The 18,219-nt window shown below is 73.4% G+C and carries 14 protein-coding genes, 1 tRNA gene and 1 other RNA gene; 11 read left to right on the top strand and 5 right to left on the bottom strand.

The features are described from left to right. A complete protein-coding gene (locus ACIQLL_RS14655) occupies window positions 1–2,667 on the top strand; it encodes a discoidin domain-containing protein (protein ID WP_402468588.1) in 2,667 nt (888 codons plus the stop codon). Between the two features lie 81 nt (window positions 2,668–2,748). Here the strand turns inward: ACIQLL_RS14655 and ACIQLL_RS14650 are convergent, their stop codons facing one another. Then, entirely contained in the window at window positions 2,749–4,743 is a 1,995-nt protein-coding gene (locus ACIQLL_RS14650; RefSeq protein ID WP_402468585.1) for an ABC1 kinase family protein, read from the bottom strand. Window positions 4,744–4,892: 149 nt separating this feature from the next. Between ACIQLL_RS14650 and ACIQLL_RS14645 the strand changes: the two genes are divergently transcribed. From ACIQLL_RS14645 to ACIQLL_RS14635, 3 genes are read left to right on the top strand one after another with little or no spacing between them, the layout of a single operon-like run. Then, a complete protein-coding gene (locus ACIQLL_RS14645) occupies window positions 4,893–6,716 on the top strand; it encodes an ABC transporter ATP-binding protein (protein ID WP_402468582.1) in 1,824 nt (607 codons plus the stop codon). Next, window positions 6,713–7,522: an energy-coupling factor transporter transmembrane component T gene (locus ACIQLL_RS14640; protein ID WP_402468579.1), complete on the top strand. Its 810-nt coding sequence runs from the start codon at window positions 6,713–6,715 to the stop codon at window positions 7,520–7,522. Before ACIQLL_RS14645 ends, ACIQLL_RS14640 begins: the two co-directional genes overlap by 4 nt. 14 nt (window positions 7,523–7,536) lie before the next feature. Further along, a complete protein-coding gene (locus ACIQLL_RS14635) occupies window positions 7,537–8,106 on the top strand; it encodes an ECF transporter S component (RefSeq protein WP_402468576.1) in 570 nt (189 codons plus the stop codon). A 184-nt stretch (window positions 8,107–8,290) separates the two neighbouring features. On the opposite strand, the gene ACIQLL_RS14630 is transcribed toward ACIQLL_RS14635, so the two are convergent. Further along, the gene (locus ACIQLL_RS14630; protein WP_402468573.1) at window positions 8,291–8,521 is read right to left on the bottom strand and encodes a hypothetical protein; all 231 of its coding nucleotides are present in this window, start codon (window positions 8,519–8,521) and stop codon (window positions 8,291–8,293) included. Window positions 8,522–8,581: 60 nt separating this feature from the next. Here ACIQLL_RS14630 and ACIQLL_RS14625 point away from each other — a divergent pair, with 60 nt between their 5' ends. The 6 genes from ACIQLL_RS14625 (at window position 8,582) to ACIQLL_RS14600 (ending at window position 16,551) form a co-directional block, all read left to right on the top strand. Beyond that, window positions 8,582–9,214, top strand: a complete 633-nt coding sequence (locus tag ACIQLL_RS14625) for a mycothiol-dependent nitroreductase Rv2466c family protein (protein WP_402468570.1) — start codon at window positions 8,582–8,584, stop codon at window positions 9,212–9,214. Between the two features lie 10 nt (window positions 9,215–9,224). Then, on the top strand, window positions 9,225–10,148 hold the full coding sequence (locus tag ACIQLL_RS14620; protein ID WP_402468568.1) for an LLM class F420-dependent oxidoreductase: 924 nt from the start codon (window positions 9,225–9,227) through the stop codon (window positions 10,146–10,148). Window positions 10,149–10,447: 299 nt separating this feature from the next. After that, window positions 10,448–12,289, top strand: a complete 1,842-nt coding sequence (locus tag ACIQLL_RS14615) for a glycosyltransferase family 2 protein (RefSeq protein WP_402468566.1) — start codon at window positions 10,448–10,450, stop codon at window positions 12,287–12,289. Beyond that, the gene (locus ACIQLL_RS14610; RefSeq protein WP_402468564.1) at window positions 12,286–13,017 is read left to right on the top strand and encodes an HlyD family efflux transporter periplasmic adaptor subunit; all 732 of its coding nucleotides are present in this window, start codon (window positions 12,286–12,288) and stop codon (window positions 13,015–13,017) included. The genes ACIQLL_RS14615 and ACIQLL_RS14610 overlap by 4 nt, the downstream gene beginning before the upstream one ends. After that, window positions 13,014–15,191 carry a glycosyl hydrolase gene (locus ACIQLL_RS14605; protein WP_402468561.1) on the top strand — a complete coding sequence of 726 codons (2,178 nt, stop codon included), beginning with the start codon at window positions 13,014–13,016 and terminating at the stop codon, window positions 15,189–15,191. The genes ACIQLL_RS14610 and ACIQLL_RS14605 overlap by 4 nt, the downstream gene beginning before the upstream one ends. Window positions 15,192–15,228: 37 nt before the next feature. Beyond that, window positions 15,229–16,551 carry a uracil-xanthine permease family protein gene (locus ACIQLL_RS14600; RefSeq protein WP_402468559.1) on the top strand — a complete coding sequence of 441 codons (1,323 nt, stop codon included), beginning with the start codon at window positions 15,229–15,231 and terminating at the stop codon, window positions 16,549–16,551. Window positions 16,552–16,615: 64 nt separating this feature from the next. Here ACIQLL_RS14600 and ACIQLL_RS14595 read toward each other — a convergent pair whose 3' ends face one another. From ACIQLL_RS14595 to ACIQLL_RS14585, 3 genes are all read right to left on the bottom strand, one after another. After that, window positions 16,616–17,290, bottom strand: a complete 675-nt coding sequence (locus ACIQLL_RS14595; protein WP_402468556.1) for a LytR C-terminal domain-containing protein — start codon at window positions 17,288–17,290, stop codon at window positions 16,616–16,618. A 36-nt stretch (window positions 17,291–17,326) separates the two neighbouring features. Further along, the gene (locus ACIQLL_RS14590; protein ID WP_402468554.1) at window positions 17,327–17,623 is read right to left on the bottom strand and encodes a type II toxin-antitoxin system VapB family antitoxin; all 297 of its coding nucleotides are present in this window, start codon (window positions 17,621–17,623) and stop codon (window positions 17,327–17,329) included. Between the two features lie 159 nt (window positions 17,624–17,782). After that, window positions 17,783–17,867 (bottom strand) — tRNA-Ser (locus tag ACIQLL_RS14585). A 168-nt stretch (window positions 17,868–18,035) separates the two neighbouring features. Between ACIQLL_RS14585 and ffs the strand changes: the two genes are divergently transcribed. Then, an RNA gene (ffs, locus tag ACIQLL_RS14580) (signal recognition particle sRNA small type) lies at window positions 18,036–18,132 on the top strand. Window positions 18,133–18,219: the final 87 nt, after the last annotated feature.

Below are 18,219 nucleotides of genomic sequence, written 5' to 3'. Positions count from 1 at the left end.
ATGAGATCCCCGATCCCCGCCCGCGCCGTCGGGGCCGGTGCGATGGCGCTCGCCCTGCTGGGCGGCACCCTCGCGCTGCCCGCGCTCGCGGCAGGACCCGACCTGCTCTCCCAGGGGGCGCCGGTGACGGCGTCCTCGGTGGAGAACCCCGACTACACCCCGGCCGCGGCCGCCGTGGACGGCGACCTCGGCACCCGCTGGTCGTCCGCCGCGAGCGACGACCAGTGGATCCAGGTCGACCTCGGCGAGGTCGCCACGATCGACCGCGTCGAGCTCACCTGGGAGGCGGCCTACGGCACCGCCTACACCGTCCAGGTCTCCGACGACGGCGCCACCTGGTCCGACGCCGCCACCGTGACGGACGGCGACGGCGGCACGGACGTCGTCGACGTCGGTGCGAGCGGCCGGTACCTGCGGCTGCAGGGCGTCGACCGCGCCACCGGGTACGGCTACTCGTTGTGGGAGCTGCAGGTCTTCGGCACCCTCGGCGCGGACCCCGAGCCCACGCCGGACCCGACGGACGAGCCCACCACCGACCCGACGCCGGACCCGACCGGGGAGCCCGGCACCTGCGACGACGGCAACGCGGCGCTCGACCGCCCGGCCACGGCCTCCTCGACGGAGGGACCGTGGGCGGCCGGCTACGCCGTCGACGGCGACACCGGGACCCGCTGGTCCAGCGAGCCGAGCGACGACGAGTGGATCCAGGTGGACCTGGGCTCCGTCGTCGACGTCTGCGGCGTGGACCTGTCCTGGGAGGCCGCCTACGGCAGCGCGTACGAGGTGCGGCTGTCCGACGACGGCAGCAGCTGGACCACCGCGGCCACGGTGACCGACGGGGACGGGGGCGACGACACCGTCGCCGTCGACGGCTCCGGTCGCTACGTCCGCATCGCCGGGGTGGACCGCGCCACCGGTTACGGTTACTCGCTGTGGGAGCTGGTTGTGCACACCGGTGAGGCGACGGACCCGACGGACCCGCCGATGGGCAGCGTCGAGACCGGCGGCGACCTGGGCCCGAACGTCCACGTCTACGACGCCTCGACGCCCACGCAGGACATCCAGGCCGAGCTCGATGCGGCGTTCACCCAGCAGGAGTCCGACCAGTTCGGCGAGGGGCGGTACCAGTTCCTCTTCAAGCCGGGCACCTACGACGTGCAGGCCCACGTGGGCTTCTACACCTCGGTCAGCGGCGCGGGGCGGGACCCCGACGACGTGGACGTCACCGGCGGCGTGTGGGCGGACGCGCAGTGGTTCGGCGGCAACGCGACGCAGAACTTCTGGCGCTCGGTGGAGAACCTCAAGATCACGCCGTTCACCGGCGACGACCGGTGGGCCGTGTCCCAGGCCGCGCCGATGCGCCGGGTGCACGTGGACGGGAACCTGTCGATCCACTCCTCGGCCTACGGCTGGGCGTCCGGCGGCTTCATCGCCGACTCCAAGATCGAGGGCCAGGTCAACGGCTACACCCAGCAGCAGTGGTACACCCGCGACTCGAACCTCGCGGGCGGCTGGGACGGCACGCTGTGGAACATGACCTACTCGGGGGTGGAGAACGCACCGCCCACGACGTTCCCCGAGCCGGCCGTCACCACGCTGGAGCACACCGGCGTCATCCGCGAGAAGCCGTACCTCTACTGGGACGAGTCGGCGGGCGACTGGGCGGTGTTCGTCCCGGAGCTGCGGGAGAACACCCGGGGCACCACGTGGGAGAACGGCTCGACGCCGGGTGAGTCGATCCCGCTCGACGAGTTCTACGTGGCCCAGCCGGACGACGAGGAGTGGAAGATCAACGCGGCCCTCGACCAGGGGCTGAACGTCCTGTTCACCCCCGGCGTCTACCGGCTGGCGGACACGGTCGAGGTGACGCAGCCCGACACGGTGGTGCTCGGCCTCGGCTACGCCACGATCATCCCCACCGCCGGCCGGACGGCCATGACGGTCGCCGACGTCGACGGCGTGAAGGTCGCGTCGATCCTGTTCGACGCGGGGGAGACCGAGTCGCCCGCGATGCTGCAGGTCGGTTCCGCGGGCTCGTCCGCCGACCACGCCGACGACCCGATCTCGATCCACGACGTGTTCGTGCGTGTGGGCGGGGCCGTGGCCGGGAAGGTCGAGTCCGCCATCGTCGTCGACGCGGACGACACGATCATCGACCACATCTGGTCCTGGCGCGGCGACCACGGCGAGGGCATCGGCTGGGACGTCAACACCGCCGACCACGGGCTGGTGGTCAACGGCGACGACGTCAGCGCCTACGGGCTCTTCGTCGAGCACTACCAGAAGTACAACACCCTGTGGAACGGCGAACGGGGGCGCACGATCTTCTACCAGAACGAGCTGCCCTACGACCCGCCGAGCGTCGAGGACTGGACCCACGACGGGATCCGGGGCTGGGCCGCCTACAAGGTGGCCGACGACGTGACCGAGCACGAGGCGTGGGGGCTGGGCTCCTACTGCGTGTTCACCACCGACGACTCGATCACCGTGGACAACGGGTTCGAGGTCCCGGACACGCCCGGTGTGCGGATGCACTCCCTGCTCACCGTCTCCCTCGGCGGCGCGGGCGTGTACGAGCATGTGATCAACGGCGTCGGACCGCAGGCGTCGGGCACGGAGACGGTCCCGGCCAAGGTGCCGTTCTACTCGGACGGTGCCACGGGCTGACGCCTCGCGCACGGACGGCGGCCCGCCGTCGGGGACCGGCACGGATGCGGTTCTCCGACGGCGGGCCGCCGTCGTTCCCGGTCAGCGCCGGGAACGCAGCGCGAAGACGAGCACGCGGACGCTCAGCAGGGTGCCGATGAACGCCAGCCCGGCGCCGAGCACCCAGTACAGGTCGATCCCGGGCATGAGCATCGGGCCGGTGGGGGAGACGATCATGAGCACCGCGCCGACCAGCGAGGCCGCGGCGATCAGCGCGGTGACGAGCTGCTGCACCAGCGACGTCACGAAGGCGCGGTCCTCGGGGTGCGCGAACGAGCGCACGGTCACCGTCAGGCGGCCGTCCTGCAGGTCCTCGACCACCTGGGTCAGGCGTCGGGGCAGCCGCTGCAGGGTGGGCGCCATGCCCGCGAGCTGGCGCGTCACCCGGTCGCGGACCGCGCGGGGTCCGACGGACGACCTGAGCAGCGGGGCGCCGATCTCCTGGGCGGCCGCGACGAGGTCGTAGCCCGGCGCGATCAGGGCCAGCGCACCCTCCAGCGACGCCATCGTGCGCAGCGCCGAGGCGGGGCCGGCAGGGACCGTCATGCCGGCGTCGGCGAACAGCCCGATCATCGCGCCGAACAGCTCGCCCGACCCGCCGGCGCCCGTGCCGTGGCGGTACCGGACGATGATCGCGCCCAGCCGCCGCTCGACGTCGCGGGCGTCGAGGTGGTCGGGAGGCACGAGCAGCTCGCGCAGCGCGTCCAGGGCGGCGATCGAGTCGTCCCCCTGGACGGCGAGCAGGAAGGCGCCGAGCGCCGTGCGCTCGGACTCGTCCATGCGCCCGACGGCACCCAGGTCCAGCAGGCCGAGCGTCGCGTCGGGGCGCACCAGGATGTTGCCGGGGTGCAGGTCGGCGTGGAAGACGCCGGTGACGACGAGCTGTCGCATGGCGCTGCCGAGCAGCGACTCGGCCATGCGGGTGCGTTCGGCCGGGTCGATCGCCGCCAGGACGTCGGCGCCCTCGCCGAGCGGCACGCCAGCCATGCGGTCCATGACCAGCAGCGTCGGGCCGGAGAGCTCCGGGTGCAGGGTGGGCAGCCGGACGCGCGGGTCGTCGCCGCCGGGCACCGCGGCCAGCGCGGCGTCGAGGTTGAGCGTGTTCTCCAGCTCGACGGTGTAGTCGAGCTCCTCGCGCAGCGACGCCGCGAACCCGGACACGATCCTCTCCACGCCGAACGACCGCGCCCACTGCGTGTCCCGTTCCAGCCGGCGGGCGAGCCGTCCCAGGATGCGCAGGTCCACCTCGACCTGGGCGCGGGCACGCGGCCGCAGCACCTTGACCACGACCTCCCGGCCGTCCAGCAGCTGCGCGGCGTGGACCTGGCCGACCGACGCGCTGGCGAGTGGCTCCTCGTCGAACCGCGCGAACACCTCCGTGAGCGGCCGGCCGAGGGCGGCGTCGACGGCGGTGCGGACCGTCGCCCAGGACTCGGGCGGCACGCGTGACTGCAGGTGGACGAGCTCGTCGGCGACGACGTCGGGCACCAGGTCGCGGCGGCTGGAGAGCATCTGGCCCAGCTTCACGAACGTGACCCCCGCGTCGGCGAGGGCGAGGCGCAGCGAGCGGGCGTGCGCCTCCAGCGCCCCGGCCGTCCGGTCCGTGTCGCCGGCGGCGCCCCGGCGCAGGAACCCGCCGAGGCCCCGACGCACGAGGATGCTGACCACCTGCGCGTACCGCTGCGACTCCTGCCGGCCCTCGCGCAGGCCGCGCAGCGTGGCGAGGGGCGAGGGCAGGCGCCCGGTGGGCAGCAGCACCTCGAGCACGAGGAGCAGCCCGAGGGCGACGGCGAACATCCAGGCCCAGGCCACGACGACGAGCAGGAGGAACCCCAGCGCCTCTCCGGCGGACTCGACCGCGAGGACGTCGGTGCCGGCGTCGAGCAGCGCGGTGCCGATCCCGAACACGACCAGGGTCGTCACGACGGACCGCGCCCACCCCACGGGGGCGTCGAGGGCGCGCCGTGCCGCGGCGGCGAGCAGGAGCCCGGAGGCGAGGGTGACGACCAGCAGCAGGGTTCCGGTGAGCCACGACATGGACCCACTCTGGCGTGTCGGCGGCCGTCCGGCGCGCGCAGGGCGGTCCGGCGCCGGATCGCGGGCGGGCCGGCCGGCCCCGCCACCGACGCGTCCGGCTGCCAAGACGCCACTCGCCACCAGAGGTGAGGTTTGCCTATCCTGCCCTGGTGACCCCTCCGCTCCTCGAGATGCGCAGCCTGCGCGTGCGGCACCAGCTGCCGCTCGGCGACGGCGGCCACCGCCTCGGTGCGCCCGCGCCCGACGGCGTGGACCTCACCGTGCACCCGGGGGAGGTCGTGCTGCTGCTCGGGCCGTCCGGCTGCGGGAAGTCCACGCTGGCGCTCGCGACGAACGGCCTGGTCCCGCACGCCGTGCCGGCCGACGTCTCCGGCGCGGTGGCCGTCGGTGGCCGGGACGTCGCCACGACCCGTCCGCCGCTGCTCGCCGGCGACGTCGCGATGGTCTTCCAGGACCCCGACGCCCAGGTCGTCACCGGCTCCGTCCTGGACGAGGTCTGCTTCGCCCCCGAGAACCTCTGCCTGCCGGTGGGCGAGGTCCTGGCCCGCGCCGAGGCCGCATTGCAGGACGTGGGTCTGTGGGACCGGCGCGCCGACGACCCGGCCGTGCTGTCCGGCGGCGGCCGCCAACGGCTCGCGCTCGCCTGCGCCCTGGCCACCGGGGCCCGGCTGCTCGTCCTCGACGAGCCCACGGCAAACCTCGACCCCGCCGGCGTCGAGGAGGTCTATGCCGTGCTGCGCTCCGTGGCCGCCGGCGGGGACCGGGGCGTGCTGCTCGTCGAGCACGACCTGGACGCCGCCGTCCCGATCGCCGACCGTGCCGTGGTGCTCGACGCCGCCGGGCACGTCGCCGCCGACGGCCCCGTCCGGGACGTGCTCGCCGGCCAGGCCGAACGGCTCGCCGCGCTCGGCGTCTGGCTGCCCACCGCCACGCTGGCCGGCCTGCGGCTGCGCGCCGCCGGCGTGGCGATCGACCCGTTGCCGCTCACGCCCGACGAGCTCACCGCCGCTCTCGACGCCGCACCGGTCCTGCCGGCACCCGCGCCGCGGGCCGTCGCCGGGGGTGTCGCCGCGGGGGGTGCCGCCGCCGCGCCGTCGGGTGCCGCGCCGTCGCGCGTCCCGCCGTCGGGCCCGGACGGGACGGCACCCGTCGTCAGCGTGACCGGGCTGACGTACCGCCGCGGACGCCGCACCGTGCTCGACGGCGTTGCTCTGGACGTGGCACGCGGCGAGCTCGTCGCGCTCGTCGGCGGCAACGGCGCCGGCAAGACCACGCTCGCCCAGCTCGCCGCGGGCGTGCTGCGGCCCAGGCGTCGCGACGTCGCCGGCTCCGTGCGCGTCGCGGGCCTCGACCCCTGGCGCGCGGACGTGCGCTCCCTGACCTCCGCCGTCGGCTTCGTCTTCCAGAACCCCGAGCACCAGTTCGTCACCGGGCGCGTCGACGACGAGCTCGCCCACGGGCTGCGCGTGCGCGGCGTGCCCGACGCCGAGATCGCCGCCCGGGTCGAGGACGTCCTCGCGCGTCTGGGTCTGACGCACCTGCGCGACCGGCACCCCTTCTGGCTCTCCGGAGGGCAGAAGCGACGGCTCAGCGTCGGCACCGCGATCGTGTGCCGGCCCGAGGTGCTGATCCTCGACGAACCCACCTACGGACAGGATCGCGAGCACGCCGTCGAGCTCCTCGACCTGCTCACCGCCCTGCACGACGACGGCACCACCGTGATCGTCGTCAGTCACGACATGCAGCTCGTCGCCGAGCACGCCACCCGGGTGGTGGCGCTCGCGGACGGACGCGTGCTCGCCGACGGGCGCCCCGACGTCGTCCTCGGCGACGACGCCGTGCTGGCGGCCGCCGGGCTGTGCACCCCGCCGCTCGCCCGGGCCACGCGCGGGCTTGGCGACCCGGCATGGCGGGCGGTCACCCGGCTGGCCGACCTGCCGGCGCCCGCGCGGCTCGCGGGGGTGGGGGCGTGAGCGCCGTCGCCGTGCCCGCCGTCGCCCCGTCCCGGGCGCGCGGGCTCACCGACCTGCACACCTACAACCCGCTGGTCAAGATCCTCGGACCGGTCCCCGTCATGCTCGGCGTGGTCCTGACGCGGGACGTCCTCACCCCGGCGCTCGTGGCGCTCGCAGCGTTCGCGACGATCGCCGTCATGGGACGCGTCGGGGCGCGGGCGCTCGCGGTGATCGGCAGCGCTGCCCTGGCGCTGTGCCTCGTGATGACGTTCTCCTTCGGGCTCCTCACCGATCCCGCCGAGGTCGCGGACACGACCCTGCTGGCGTCGGTCGGGCCGCTCGACGTCCGCTCGGGTGCCCTGGCGACCGGGCTGGCGACCGCCGTGCGCACCGTCGCGCTGATGCTGCTCGTCCTGCTCGGCGGGCTGACGACGTCGGGGGCGGACTTCGTGCGCGCCCTGACCCAGCAGCTGCGCCTGCCCTACCGGATCGGCTACTCCGCCCTGGCCGCGCTGCGGTTCGTCCCGCGGTTCTCCCACGAGCTCGAGGTCATCCGCGGCGCGCACCGGGTGCGGGGGGTGACCCCCGGGCGGGGGCCCGCCGCGGCCGTGCGGCGCCGCGCCGGGTTCGTGGTCCCCCTGCTGGCCGGCGGGATCCGGCACGCCGAACGCGTCTCGCTGGCCATGGACGCCCGCGGGTTCGGCGCCCACCCCCGGCGGACCGACCGCGTCACCGTGCCGTTCCGGGCCCGCGACGTCGTCCTGCTCCTCTCGTTCTGGGCCGGGGGCGCGGCGTGCGCCGCCCTGGCCGCCGCGCTCACCTGACCCCTGGAGTCACCATGCCGTCCCTGACCACCCGCTACCTCATGACGTGCGCCGCCGTCGGCGCCGCCGCCGGCGTGCTGCTCATCCCCGCGAACTTCGCCGCCGCACCCCTGGCGGCCGCCGCCCCGATGGTCTACGCCCCGATGGTGGGGCTGTGGATGATCGGACCGGTGCTCGCCCTGGCGCTGATCCGGCGGCCCGGTGCGGCGGTGCTGACCACGTTCGTGGCCGGCGTCGTGTCGGCGGCCTCGCCGGTCGGTGCGTACTCGATCGTCACCTGCCTCATGGCGGGCGTCGCCGTCGAGCTGGCCTTCCTGGTGACGCGTTACCGGATCTGGCGGCCGTGGCTGTTCTACGTCGACGCTCTCGTGTTCGGCGCGGCGTACGTCGCCTCGGGGTGGGTCGCGTTCGACATGGGCGTGATGGCGCCCGTGGTGCTGGTGACGTTCGTGGTGCTCATGATGGGCAGCTTCCTGCTGTGCACCTGGCTGGGGCTGTCCCTGGCCCGGCGGCTCACGAGCGCCGGCGTCGCGCGCGGTCTGGCCCCGGCCCCCCGCGAGGTAGGCCAGGTTCCCGCGAGGTAGGCACGCCCCCCGCGAGGTAGGCCGGAGCACCGTGGGGTAGGCATGGTTACCGCGACGTAGGCCAGGTTCCCGCGGAGTAGGCAGAGTTCCCGCGAGGTAGGCCAACCCGAGATGGCGCTGTCGCCTACCTCGCCAGAGCCGTGCCTACCTCGCCAGAGCCGTGCCTACCTCGCGTGAGGCCGGCCTACCTCGAGGAGTCGTCGCGGCGGTCGGGGGCGTCGAAGCCGACGGACCGCCGTCGGGCACGCTGCAGGTACCGCACCTCCCGCACGAGGATCGCCGCGGACAGCGCGAACGGCACCCAGGCCCAGGCCCGGCCGCGCAGCGCCGCCGCCAACGAGACGATCGCGAACGCGCCGGCGAGCAGGACGGTCAGGATGCTCGCCCATCGGATGTCACGCACGGTCGAGAGCACGTCCTGAGCCTACCCATCGCCGCCTCGAACCGATTCGGGCGGCGGAGTACTGTGCCAGGGATGACTTCCACCGACACCACCTCTCCGTCCGGACCACCCGTCGTCGACGTCTTCGTGGACCCCACCTGCCCCTTCGCCTGGGTGACCTCGCGCTGGGCCCTGGAGGTCACGAAGCACCGCGACGTCGAGCTCACCTTCAAGCTGATGAGCCTGTACCTGCTGAACAAGGACAAGGACATCCCCGCGGACTACCGCGAGCGCATCGAGGCCTCCCGCGGTCAGATCCGGGTCGCCGCCGCCGTGCAGACGGATCACGGCCCCGAGGCGTTGGCCGCCTACTACACGGCGTTCGGCACCCGCTGGCACGACCAGCAGAACAAGGACCTCCACGCGGTGATCACCGCATCGCTCGCCGAGGCCGGTCTGCCGGCCGCGCTGTCCGACGCCGCGACGTCGGACGCGTACGACGAGGCGCTGGCCGCCTCCCACCACGCCGGCATGGACCCCGTGGGCGAGGAGGTCGGCACACCGACGATCCACGTCGACGGCGTCGCGTTCTTCGGGCCGGTGCTGACCCGGGTCCCCCGGGGCGAGGAGGCCACGCAGGTGTTCGACGCCGCGGTGGCCCTGGCCGGCAACCCGCACTTCTTCGAGCTCAAGCGGACGCGCACCGAGCGCCCGCTGCACGACTGAGAGGACCGCGATGGCTCTCGACCTGCGCATCTTCACCGAGCCCCAGCAGGGCGCGTCGTACGACACCCAGCTCGCCGTCGCGAAGGCGACCGAGCAGCTCGGGTTCAGCGCCTTCTTCCGCTCCGACCACTACCTGGCGATGGGCGGTGACGGCCTGCCCGGCCCCACGGACTCGTGGACCACGCTGGCCGGCCTGGCCCGGGACACCGACACGGTGCGTCTCGGCACGCTGGTGTCCTCGGCGACGTTCCGCCACCCGGGGGTGCTCGCCATCCAGGTGGCCCAGGTGGACCAGATGTCCGGCGGCCGCGTCGAGCTCGGGCTGGGCACCGGCTGGTTCGCCGCCGAGCACGCGGCCTACGGGATCCCGTTCCCGGAGAAGCGGTTCGGGATCCTGACCGAACAGCTCGAGATCCTCACGGGGCTGTGGGGCACGCCCGTGGGCGAGACGTTCGACTTCGACGGCACGCACTACACGATCCAGGACTCGCCGGCGCTGCCCAAGCCCGCCCAGGAGCAGGTTCCGATCATCGTCGGGGGCGGCGGTCCGCGGCGGACCCCGGCGCTGGCCGCCCGGTTCGCCACCGAGTACAACCAGTCGTTCCCGCAGATCGAGGAGATCGGCCCCCGCATCGGCGTCATCGAGCAGGCGTTGTCCGACGCCGGTCGCGCACCGGGGTCGCTGACGCAGTCGGTCGCGCTGGTGCTGGCGGTCGGCGCGGACGAGGCGGAGTTCACGCGCCGGGCGGCGGCGATCGGTCGCGAGCCCGCGGAGCTGCGCGAGCACGGGGTGGCCGGCACGGTCTCCGAGGCGGTCGACCGGCTCGCGTCGCTGCGTGACCAGGGTGTGCAACGGGTCTACCTGCAGGTGCTGGACCTGCAGGACCTGGACCACCTGGACCTGGTCGCCCGGGAGGTGGCCCCGCAGCTCTGACCCCGTTCCGCTGTGGGTATGAATTCGACGGCCTCATATCGATACGGGGCCGTCGAATTCATGCCCACAGCGTTGTGTGAACGGGCGGTTGCCCGCCGAGCACTCCTGCGTTGCCGGACGGTGGAGGTTTCGGCGGCGAGCGTTTTCAGCCGTGACACGGACCACACCGCGCTCTAGCGTGTGATCCAGACGACGAGGTGGGTTCCCCGACGCGGGGGGCCCACTTCGTGCGTTCCGGGGTCTGGCCCCGTGCTGTACCGACGTCACGCTGTACTGCGTCTCGTGAAGGGACACGCCCCATGACCAGCCTGGACACCCGCAGCCCCGAGCTGCCCTTCTCCGCCGGCCCGCCGCCGGCACCCGGCACGACGATCCAGGGCGACCCGCAGGCCGCCGCCCGCCGCCGCGACGCGAACGCCGCCGCGCACTCGCCGTCGCTGATGCTCATCATGCTGCTGGCCACGCTCGGCGCCGTGGCCTACGCCGTCTTCCTCCTGGACCCGGACCACCGCGGGGACTGGCTGCCGTACCTGCTGGTCGTGACCGCCGAGTCCGTGCTCCTCGGTCTGGCGCTGCTGGCCATGTGGACGGTGCTCTCCTCCGGCTACGACCCGCGCGACTTCGCCTACCACCACGCCCGCGAGCGCCTCTTCGACGCCCCGGAGATCCTGCGGGACGGCGCCACGGACGACCCGACGCGGTGGCGGATGTTCCTGGACGACCGCCCCGTCACCGCCGACATCTTCATCACCACCTGCGGCGAGGACGTCGACACCATCGCGCGCACGGTCCGTGCCGCCGTCGCCGTGCACGGCGAGCACCGCACGTGGGTGCTCGACGACGGTCGCGACGACGAGGTGCGGGACGTGGCGGCCACGCTCGGGGCCCGGTACATCCGCCGGCTGTCGAGCGGCGGGCAGAAGGCCGGCAACGTCAACCACGCGCTGAGCATCGCCAAGGGGGAGCTCTTCGTCATCCTGGACGCCGACTTCGTGGCGCGGCCCGAGCTGCTGGTCGAGACGGTGCCGTTCTTCGTGCGGGACGACGTCGCGTTCGTGCAGTCGCCGCAGACGTACGGCAACATGACCTCGCTCATCTCCCGGGGCGCCGGGTACATGCAGGCGGTCTTCTACCGGTTCGTGCAGCCGGGCCGCAACCGCTTCAACGCCGCGTTCTGCGTGGGCACCAACGTGGTGTTCCGCCGCGAGGCGATCGACGACGTGGGCGGCATGTACACCGACTCCAAGTCGGAGGACGTGTGGACGTCGGTGCACCTGCACGAGCGCGGCTGGCGCACGGTCTACATCCCGCAGACCCTCGCGGTGGGGGACACCCCGGAGACGATCGTCGCCTACGCCAAGCAGCAGCTGCGGTGGGCGACGGGCGGGTTCGAGATCCTGCTGCAGCACAACCCGCTGTCCCCGCGGCGCAACCTCACCGTGGACCAGCGGCTGCAGTACTTCGTGACCTCCACGCACTACCTGTCGGGGATCGCGCCGCTGCTGCTCCTGCTGGTGCCCCCGATGCAGATCTACCTGAGCCTGGCACCGATGCGGCTGGACGTCTCCGTGGGCACCTGGGCGCTGTACTACCTGGGCTTCTACGGGCTGCAGATCACGCTGGCGTTCTTCACGCTCGGCTCCTTCCGCTGGGAGGTGCTGCTCCTGGCGGCGGTCTCGTGGCCGATCTACGTCAAGGCGTTCTGGAACGCGCTGACGGGCAAGCAGCAGGCGTGGTCGGTCACCGGGCGCGCCGGCGCGAGCACCTCGCCGTTCGAGGTGATCGTCCCGCAGGTGCTGTGCTTCGTGTTCCTGCTGATCACCTCGATCGTCGGGGTGTGGAAGCACGCGGGCGACGGCGGTCTGCCCAGCCTGGCCGTGGCGTGGAACGCCACCAACACGCTGATCCTGGCCGGGTTCATGGCCACCGCGGTGCGCGAGCACCGGGAGGCGATGGCCGGCCGCCGTGCGCTGCGTCGCGGCGAGCGCACCCGCACCGACGACGTCGACCCCGCGGGCGCCGCTCCGCGCGGGAACGCTCCCACCGCTGCTGCGCCGACCCGTTCCGGGCGCCGCCGCGACCGCACCACCCGCCGCGGCGACCGCCGTCGGGCACCCGTGACCTCCGGAGGTGCCGCATGACCTGGGCCACCCGTCTCAAGCTGACCGTCGGCGTCGTCGTCGTCCTGGCGCTCTGCGCCACCCTCACCCTGGTCCTCAACCGGCGGCTGACCCAGGCCACCTCCGCGCAGGCCACGATCGTGGCCGAGGAGGTCGCCGTCGGCACCGACTACGCCGGGACCGTCGTGGAGTCGTTCGTCGAACCGGGCGACACCGTCGCCGCGGGGGACCCGATCTTCACGATGCGCAGCCTCCTGCTCGCGCACGACCTGTCGACCGGCGTCGTCTCGCGCAAGGCCGCCACGTTCGAGGTGTCCGACGACGGTGAGATGACCGTCGAGGCGCCCGTCGACGGCGTGGTCGCGGAGGTCACCTCCGCGCCCGGCGCGTTCATCCAGTCCGGTGAGGTCGTCGCGACGCTCAACCGGTCCGGCTCCACCACGGTGGACGCCAAGATGCTGCTCGACCCGGCCGACTACGCGCGGATCGAGCAGGGCGCGTACGTGCGCATCGTGCTGCCGGACCAGTCCGAGATCCCCGGCGAGGTGGAGTCGATCTCCGTGACCTCCACCCGCAACCAGGCCGAGGCGTCCGTGGTGGTGGGCAGTCCCTCGTTGGAGCAGCGGTCGGGCGCCGGGCTCGTCCAGCCGGGCACCCCCGTCGAGGCGAGCGTCGAGCTGCACGACGACGGCCCGTTGTCCGGCGTCGACCTCGCCTTCCAGCGGTTCCTGCGCAGGATCGGCCTGTGACGCGCCCCCTGGCCGGCCGCGCGGCCTCCCTCGGCCTCGCGGTCGCGCTGCTCGCCGCCGGGTGCACGACGGCGCAGGCTCCGGCCGCGCCGTCGACGCCCGGAGGGGGTGCGGTCGGCACGGTCGTGACCGGCGCCGCCGCCCCCGACGTCGACCCGGCCGCGCTGCCGGAGGCCGAGGCCGCCGACGTCGCGATGCGCCTCGCCGACGGGCTGGCCCCGCCCACCAACCGGTGGTTCTCGGGCCTGGTGTTCGGCGACACCCCGCAGCCGGTGTTCCCCCTGCCGCTCGCGGTCGGCATGACGGCGTCCGGGTTCGCCTACGGCCTGCCGGACGTGCGTGCCGAGGGGACCCTGGTGGCGGGTGGCTACGCCCCGCAGGTGCAGATCGACCTGCGCGAGACGGTCACAGGCGTCGTGTCCGGGTACGACGCCGCGACGGTGACCGTCGATCTCGTGGCCGGTGACGACGTGGTCTACGGGTCGCTGGTGCTCACCCGCGGCTCGCCCGTCCTGCACTACACGGCCGCCCGGGGCCAGGACCTGCACCTGAGCCAGGCGTTCTCGCCGGGCACCGGTGGGCTGCCCGACGGCGTCGCCACCGCCGAGATCGGCGGGCGCGCCCACGCGCTGCTCGGCACCGGCGGGTTCGACGCGGCGGGGGCCCTGGACGACGGCGGCACCACCCTCGCGCTGGCGGAGGGCGACGGCGTGTCGTGGCTCGTCGCACCCGACGGCCCTGGAGCCGACGGCGCTGCGGGAGCGGGAGCCGACGGGGCGTTCGCGGAGCTCGTCGAGGCCGCCGGGGACCCGGTGGTCGGCTCCGAGGTGGGCTACGAGGTCGGCTCCGAGGAGGTGACCACGTCGTTGACGTACGCCACGGCGTCCGGCGGGCCCGCCGTCGTCGTGCGTTTCCCGCACCAGGCCGACGCGGCCGACGAGGCCACCTGCGGCCTCGGCTCGTACGCGACGGTGCTGGGCACCGTGGACGTCTGCCGGGGCGCGACCCTGGGCTGGCGCTCCCCGGAACGCGAGCCGCAGGTCGGCCTGGACCTCTCCGGCCTGGAGCCCGCGGATCGTGACGAGCTCGCCGACCAGGTGCGGGCCGACGCGGCGACGTCGCTCGAGGAGGTGCGTCCTGCCGACACGTACTTCGGCGGCAAGGCGCTGGCGCGGGACGCCAACCTGTGGACGCTCGCGCGTGACCTCGGGCTCGACGACGTCGCGTCCCGGCTGCACGAGAGCGTGGTCGCCGACCTGCGCACCTGGACCGAGCCGGACGGCTGCGCCCAGCGGGCCGAACGCTGCTTCACCTGGGACCCCGTCCTGCGGACCGTCGTCGGGCAGGTCTCCGGGTTCGGCACCGACGAGGGCAACGACCACCACTTCCACTACGGCTACTTCCTGTACGCCGCGGGGGTCCTGGCGGCCGACGACCCGGAGCTGGCCGAAGAGGTCGCCCCGGTCGTGGACCTGCTCGCCGCCGACGTGGCCGCTGCCGCCGACGTGCCGGTCGACGGCGGTGCCCCGCTGCCGGCGCTCCGGGTCCTGGACGTCGTGACGGGGCACTCGTGGGCCTCGGGCCAGGCGCCGTTCGCCGACGGCAACAACCAGGAGTCCGCCTCCGAGGCCGTGGCGGCCTGGCACGGGCTCGCCCTGTGGGCCGATGCCCGCGCCGCCGCCGGCCTGGACGACGGCGGGCTGGCGGACCAGGCGCGCTGGATGCTCGCGCTCGAGGCGGACTCGGCGCGCGCCTACTGGACGGACTTCGACACCACCGACCCCGCGGCGGACGGGCTGGAGGCGTCCGTGACCTCGCTCGTGTGGGACGGCAAGCGGGAGCGTGCCACCTGGTTCTCCGCGGAGCAGAGCGCGGCGCTCGGCATCCTCGTGCTGCCGGTGACGGGGATCTCGACCTACCTCGGCGACGATCCCGACCGGGTGCGGGCCAACCTCGCCGAGGCCCTGGGCACCGACGAGCTGTGGACCGGGCCCGAGGTGTGGGACGTGATGTTCGGCGACCAGCTCCTCATGTACGCCGGGCTGCTGGGGCCGCAGGACGCGGCCGCGGCGCTCGACGTGGCGCGCGACCTGCCGGACGAACGGATCGACGACGGGTCGACGCGCGCGTGGACGGAGGCGTGGCTGATGACGCGGGCGGCCGCGTTAGGGTAGCGGCGGCCTTCACGAGATCTCCACGGACGGGGCGGGTATGCAGCGCGGCTGGACCAGGCACGGAGACGGGACGCACGTCGCACCCGGTGAGGTCGTCGGTCCCGGCGAACGGCTCAGCTGGCCGCGCACGATCGGGATCGGGCTGCAGCACGTCGTGGCGATGTTCGGCGCCACGTTCCTGGTCCCGCTCCTCACCGGGTTCCCGCCGTCGACCACGCTGTTCTTCTCCGCGGTCGGCACCATCGGGTTCCTGCTCATCACGGGCAACCGGCTGCCGAGCTACCTCGGGTCCAGCTTCGCGTTCATCGCGCCGATCGGCGCCGCCACGGCGTCGCAGGGGCAGGCCGCCGCGAGCGGCGGGATCCTCGTCACCGGCCTCCTGCTCGTCGTCGTCGGCGTCGTGGTGCACCACGCCGGGCCGCGCTGGATCGACGTCGTCATGCCGCCGGTCGTCACCGGTGCGATCGTCGCGCTCATCGGGCTCAACCTCGCGCCCGCCGCCTGGGACAACTTCAGCCAGGCGCCGGTCACGGCCATGGTCACGCTCGTGGCCGTGGTGCTGATCTCGGTGCTGTTCCGGGGGATCCTGGGGCGCCTGTCGATCCTGGTCGGCGTGCTGATCGGGTACGCGTTCGCCGCCGTCCGCGGCGAGATCGACTTCTCCCGGGTCGAGGAAGCCGGCTGGTTCGGGCCGCCGGAGCTCACCGCCCCGAGCTTCGAGCCCGGTGTCCTCGGTCTGTTCCTGCCGGTCGTGTTCGTGCTGATCGCGGAGAACGTCGGGCACGTGAAGTCCGTGGCGGCGATGACCGGTCAGAACCTGGACGACCGGATGGGTCGCGCCCTGCTCGCGGACGGAGTGGCCACGACCCTGGCCGGGGCCGGTGGCGGCTCGGGGACCACGACCTACGCCGAGAACATCGGGGTCATGGCGGCGACCCGGGTCTACTCGACGGCGGCCTACTGGGTGGCCGGGATCGGCGCCCTGGCGCTGTCGTTCTCCCCGAAGTTCGGCGAGGTCGTCAACTCGGTCCCGGCCGGCGTCCTGGGCGGGGTGACCACGATCCTGTACGGCATGATCGGCGTGCTCGGCTTCCGCATCTGGGTGCAGAACCGCGTGGACTTCGCCGACCCGGTCAACCTCACGACGGCGGCGGTCCCGCTGGTCGTCGCGGTGGCCAACTACCAGTGGGTGGTCGGTGACCTGGCCTTCGAGGGGATCGCCCTCGGGACGGCCGCCGCGCTGATCCTGTACCACGGGATGCGGGTGATCGGCCGGTGGCGGGGCACCACGACGCAGGAGGTCGGCTCACCGGCCGCCGTGCCGCCGTCGGACGGGCCGCCGTCGGACCGTGGGGACTGAGAGGCGGCCGTCGGCGCCGGGCCTCGGCCGTGCCCGCGGGTCAGGCTGACGCGACGGGACCCGACTACGCCTGGTCGGCGTCGGCGTCCGCGTCGGGGTCGCGCCCGAGACCGTACTCCCGAGGCACCGGGTCGATCTCGCTCACGGGTTCGCAGCCGTCCAGGTTCGGCATCGGCTCACCACTGGTCAGGGGGACGTCCTCGACGGGGAGCGGCTCCGAGTAGTCCGACCCGACCAGCAGGTCGATGGCGCTGCCCTTCCGATCGTCCAGCACGAGGCGGACGTCGGGGAACTGGGCGGCCAGGGTGTAGGCCTGGCGGATGCCCTTGCGGCCGTAGCGGATCTCCGAGCTGCCGTCGATCAGCCGCGTGAAGTCCCCGTTGTCGACGATGTCGAAGCCGCGGTCGGCGAGGACGTCGGCGTTGGCGCCGGCGATCCCGAAGCTGTAGTCCGCGGCGTTGTACACCCGCAGCTTCACCTTGTTGTACGCCACGGGCGGAGCGCCGTCGGGCCACTTCTTGGTCTGCGGGACGCAGGCCGGCGCGATGGTGGTGTCCTCGGCGCTCGGGGTGTGGATCGGTTCGTCGATCGGCGACTTGATCGTGCCGGTGTAGACGGCCAAGGCACCGAGGCCTGCGACCACCAGGAACGCGATGATGAGCCCGAAGACCACAGCCTGACGCTCGTGCTTGCGTCGACGGCGCGCGACGCGCGCCGGGTCCTGGGCTGGTGAGGTCACGCGACGAAACTACCTGAGATTCCGGTTCCGGGTGGTTCAACCCACGGTGAGGACGCGGGCGTGCAGGATGGGGCGCTGCTGGAGGGCCGCGCGCACCGCGCGGTGCAGGCCGTCCTCGAGGTACAGGGTGCCCCGGTACTCGACCACGTGGGCGAACAGGTCGCCGAAGAAGGTCGAGTCGGTGGACAGCAGCGTGTCCAGGTCGAGCGTGCGCTTCGTCGTGACGAGCTCGTCGAGGCGCACCTGGCGGGGCGGCACGTCGGACCAGTCCTGGGTGTTCTCGCGTCCGTGGTCCGGATAGGGGCGCCCGTCACCCACGGCCTTGAAGATCATGGCCGCCATCGTAGAGGCAGGTCGTGACGATTCTGTGCGCTGTGCGCCACGAGATGGTCACGATGCCATGACGATTGCTTTACCTGCCTGTCGCCCTGGCCGACCTGCCGTGGAAACCCGAAAGGGCCCCGCACCGACGGTGCGGGGCCCTTCTGGCGGCGGAGGATGGGGGATTCGAACCCCCGAGGGCGTGAACCCAACACGCTTTCCAAGCGTGCGCCATAGGCCGCTAGGCGAATCCTCCTCGTGGTGCTGCCTGAGAACTCCGGTGTGCACACCGGCGCAGGCAACCCCAGCAGAATAGCGGATGGGGTGCCCGGTCTCCGAATCGGCCCGATGTGAGGTGCGTGACCCGCTGCGGCGCCGGCACGGCCGGTTTCGAGGTCCGGCCCGGTCTCCGTTAGGGTAGGGATCAGACCCCTCGTGCGGCACCATCTCGCCGAACTCCCCCAGGGCCGGAAGGCAGCAAGGGTACGTGAGCTCTGGTGGGTGCGCGAGGGGTCCTTCGCGTCCCACGGGGGGTGTGCCCGCCGGCGTGGTGGGCCCTGTGGCCTGCGACGACTGGCCTGCGACGACGGATGCGGCCCTGGTGCACC

The organism is Isoptericola aurantiacus, from assembly GCF_044769875.1.
Taxonomy (GTDB): domain Bacteria; phylum Actinomycetota; class Actinomycetes; order Actinomycetales; family Cellulomonadaceae; genus Isoptericola; species Isoptericola aurantiacus.
This window is presented reverse-complemented; position numbering and strand designations above follow the sequence as displayed.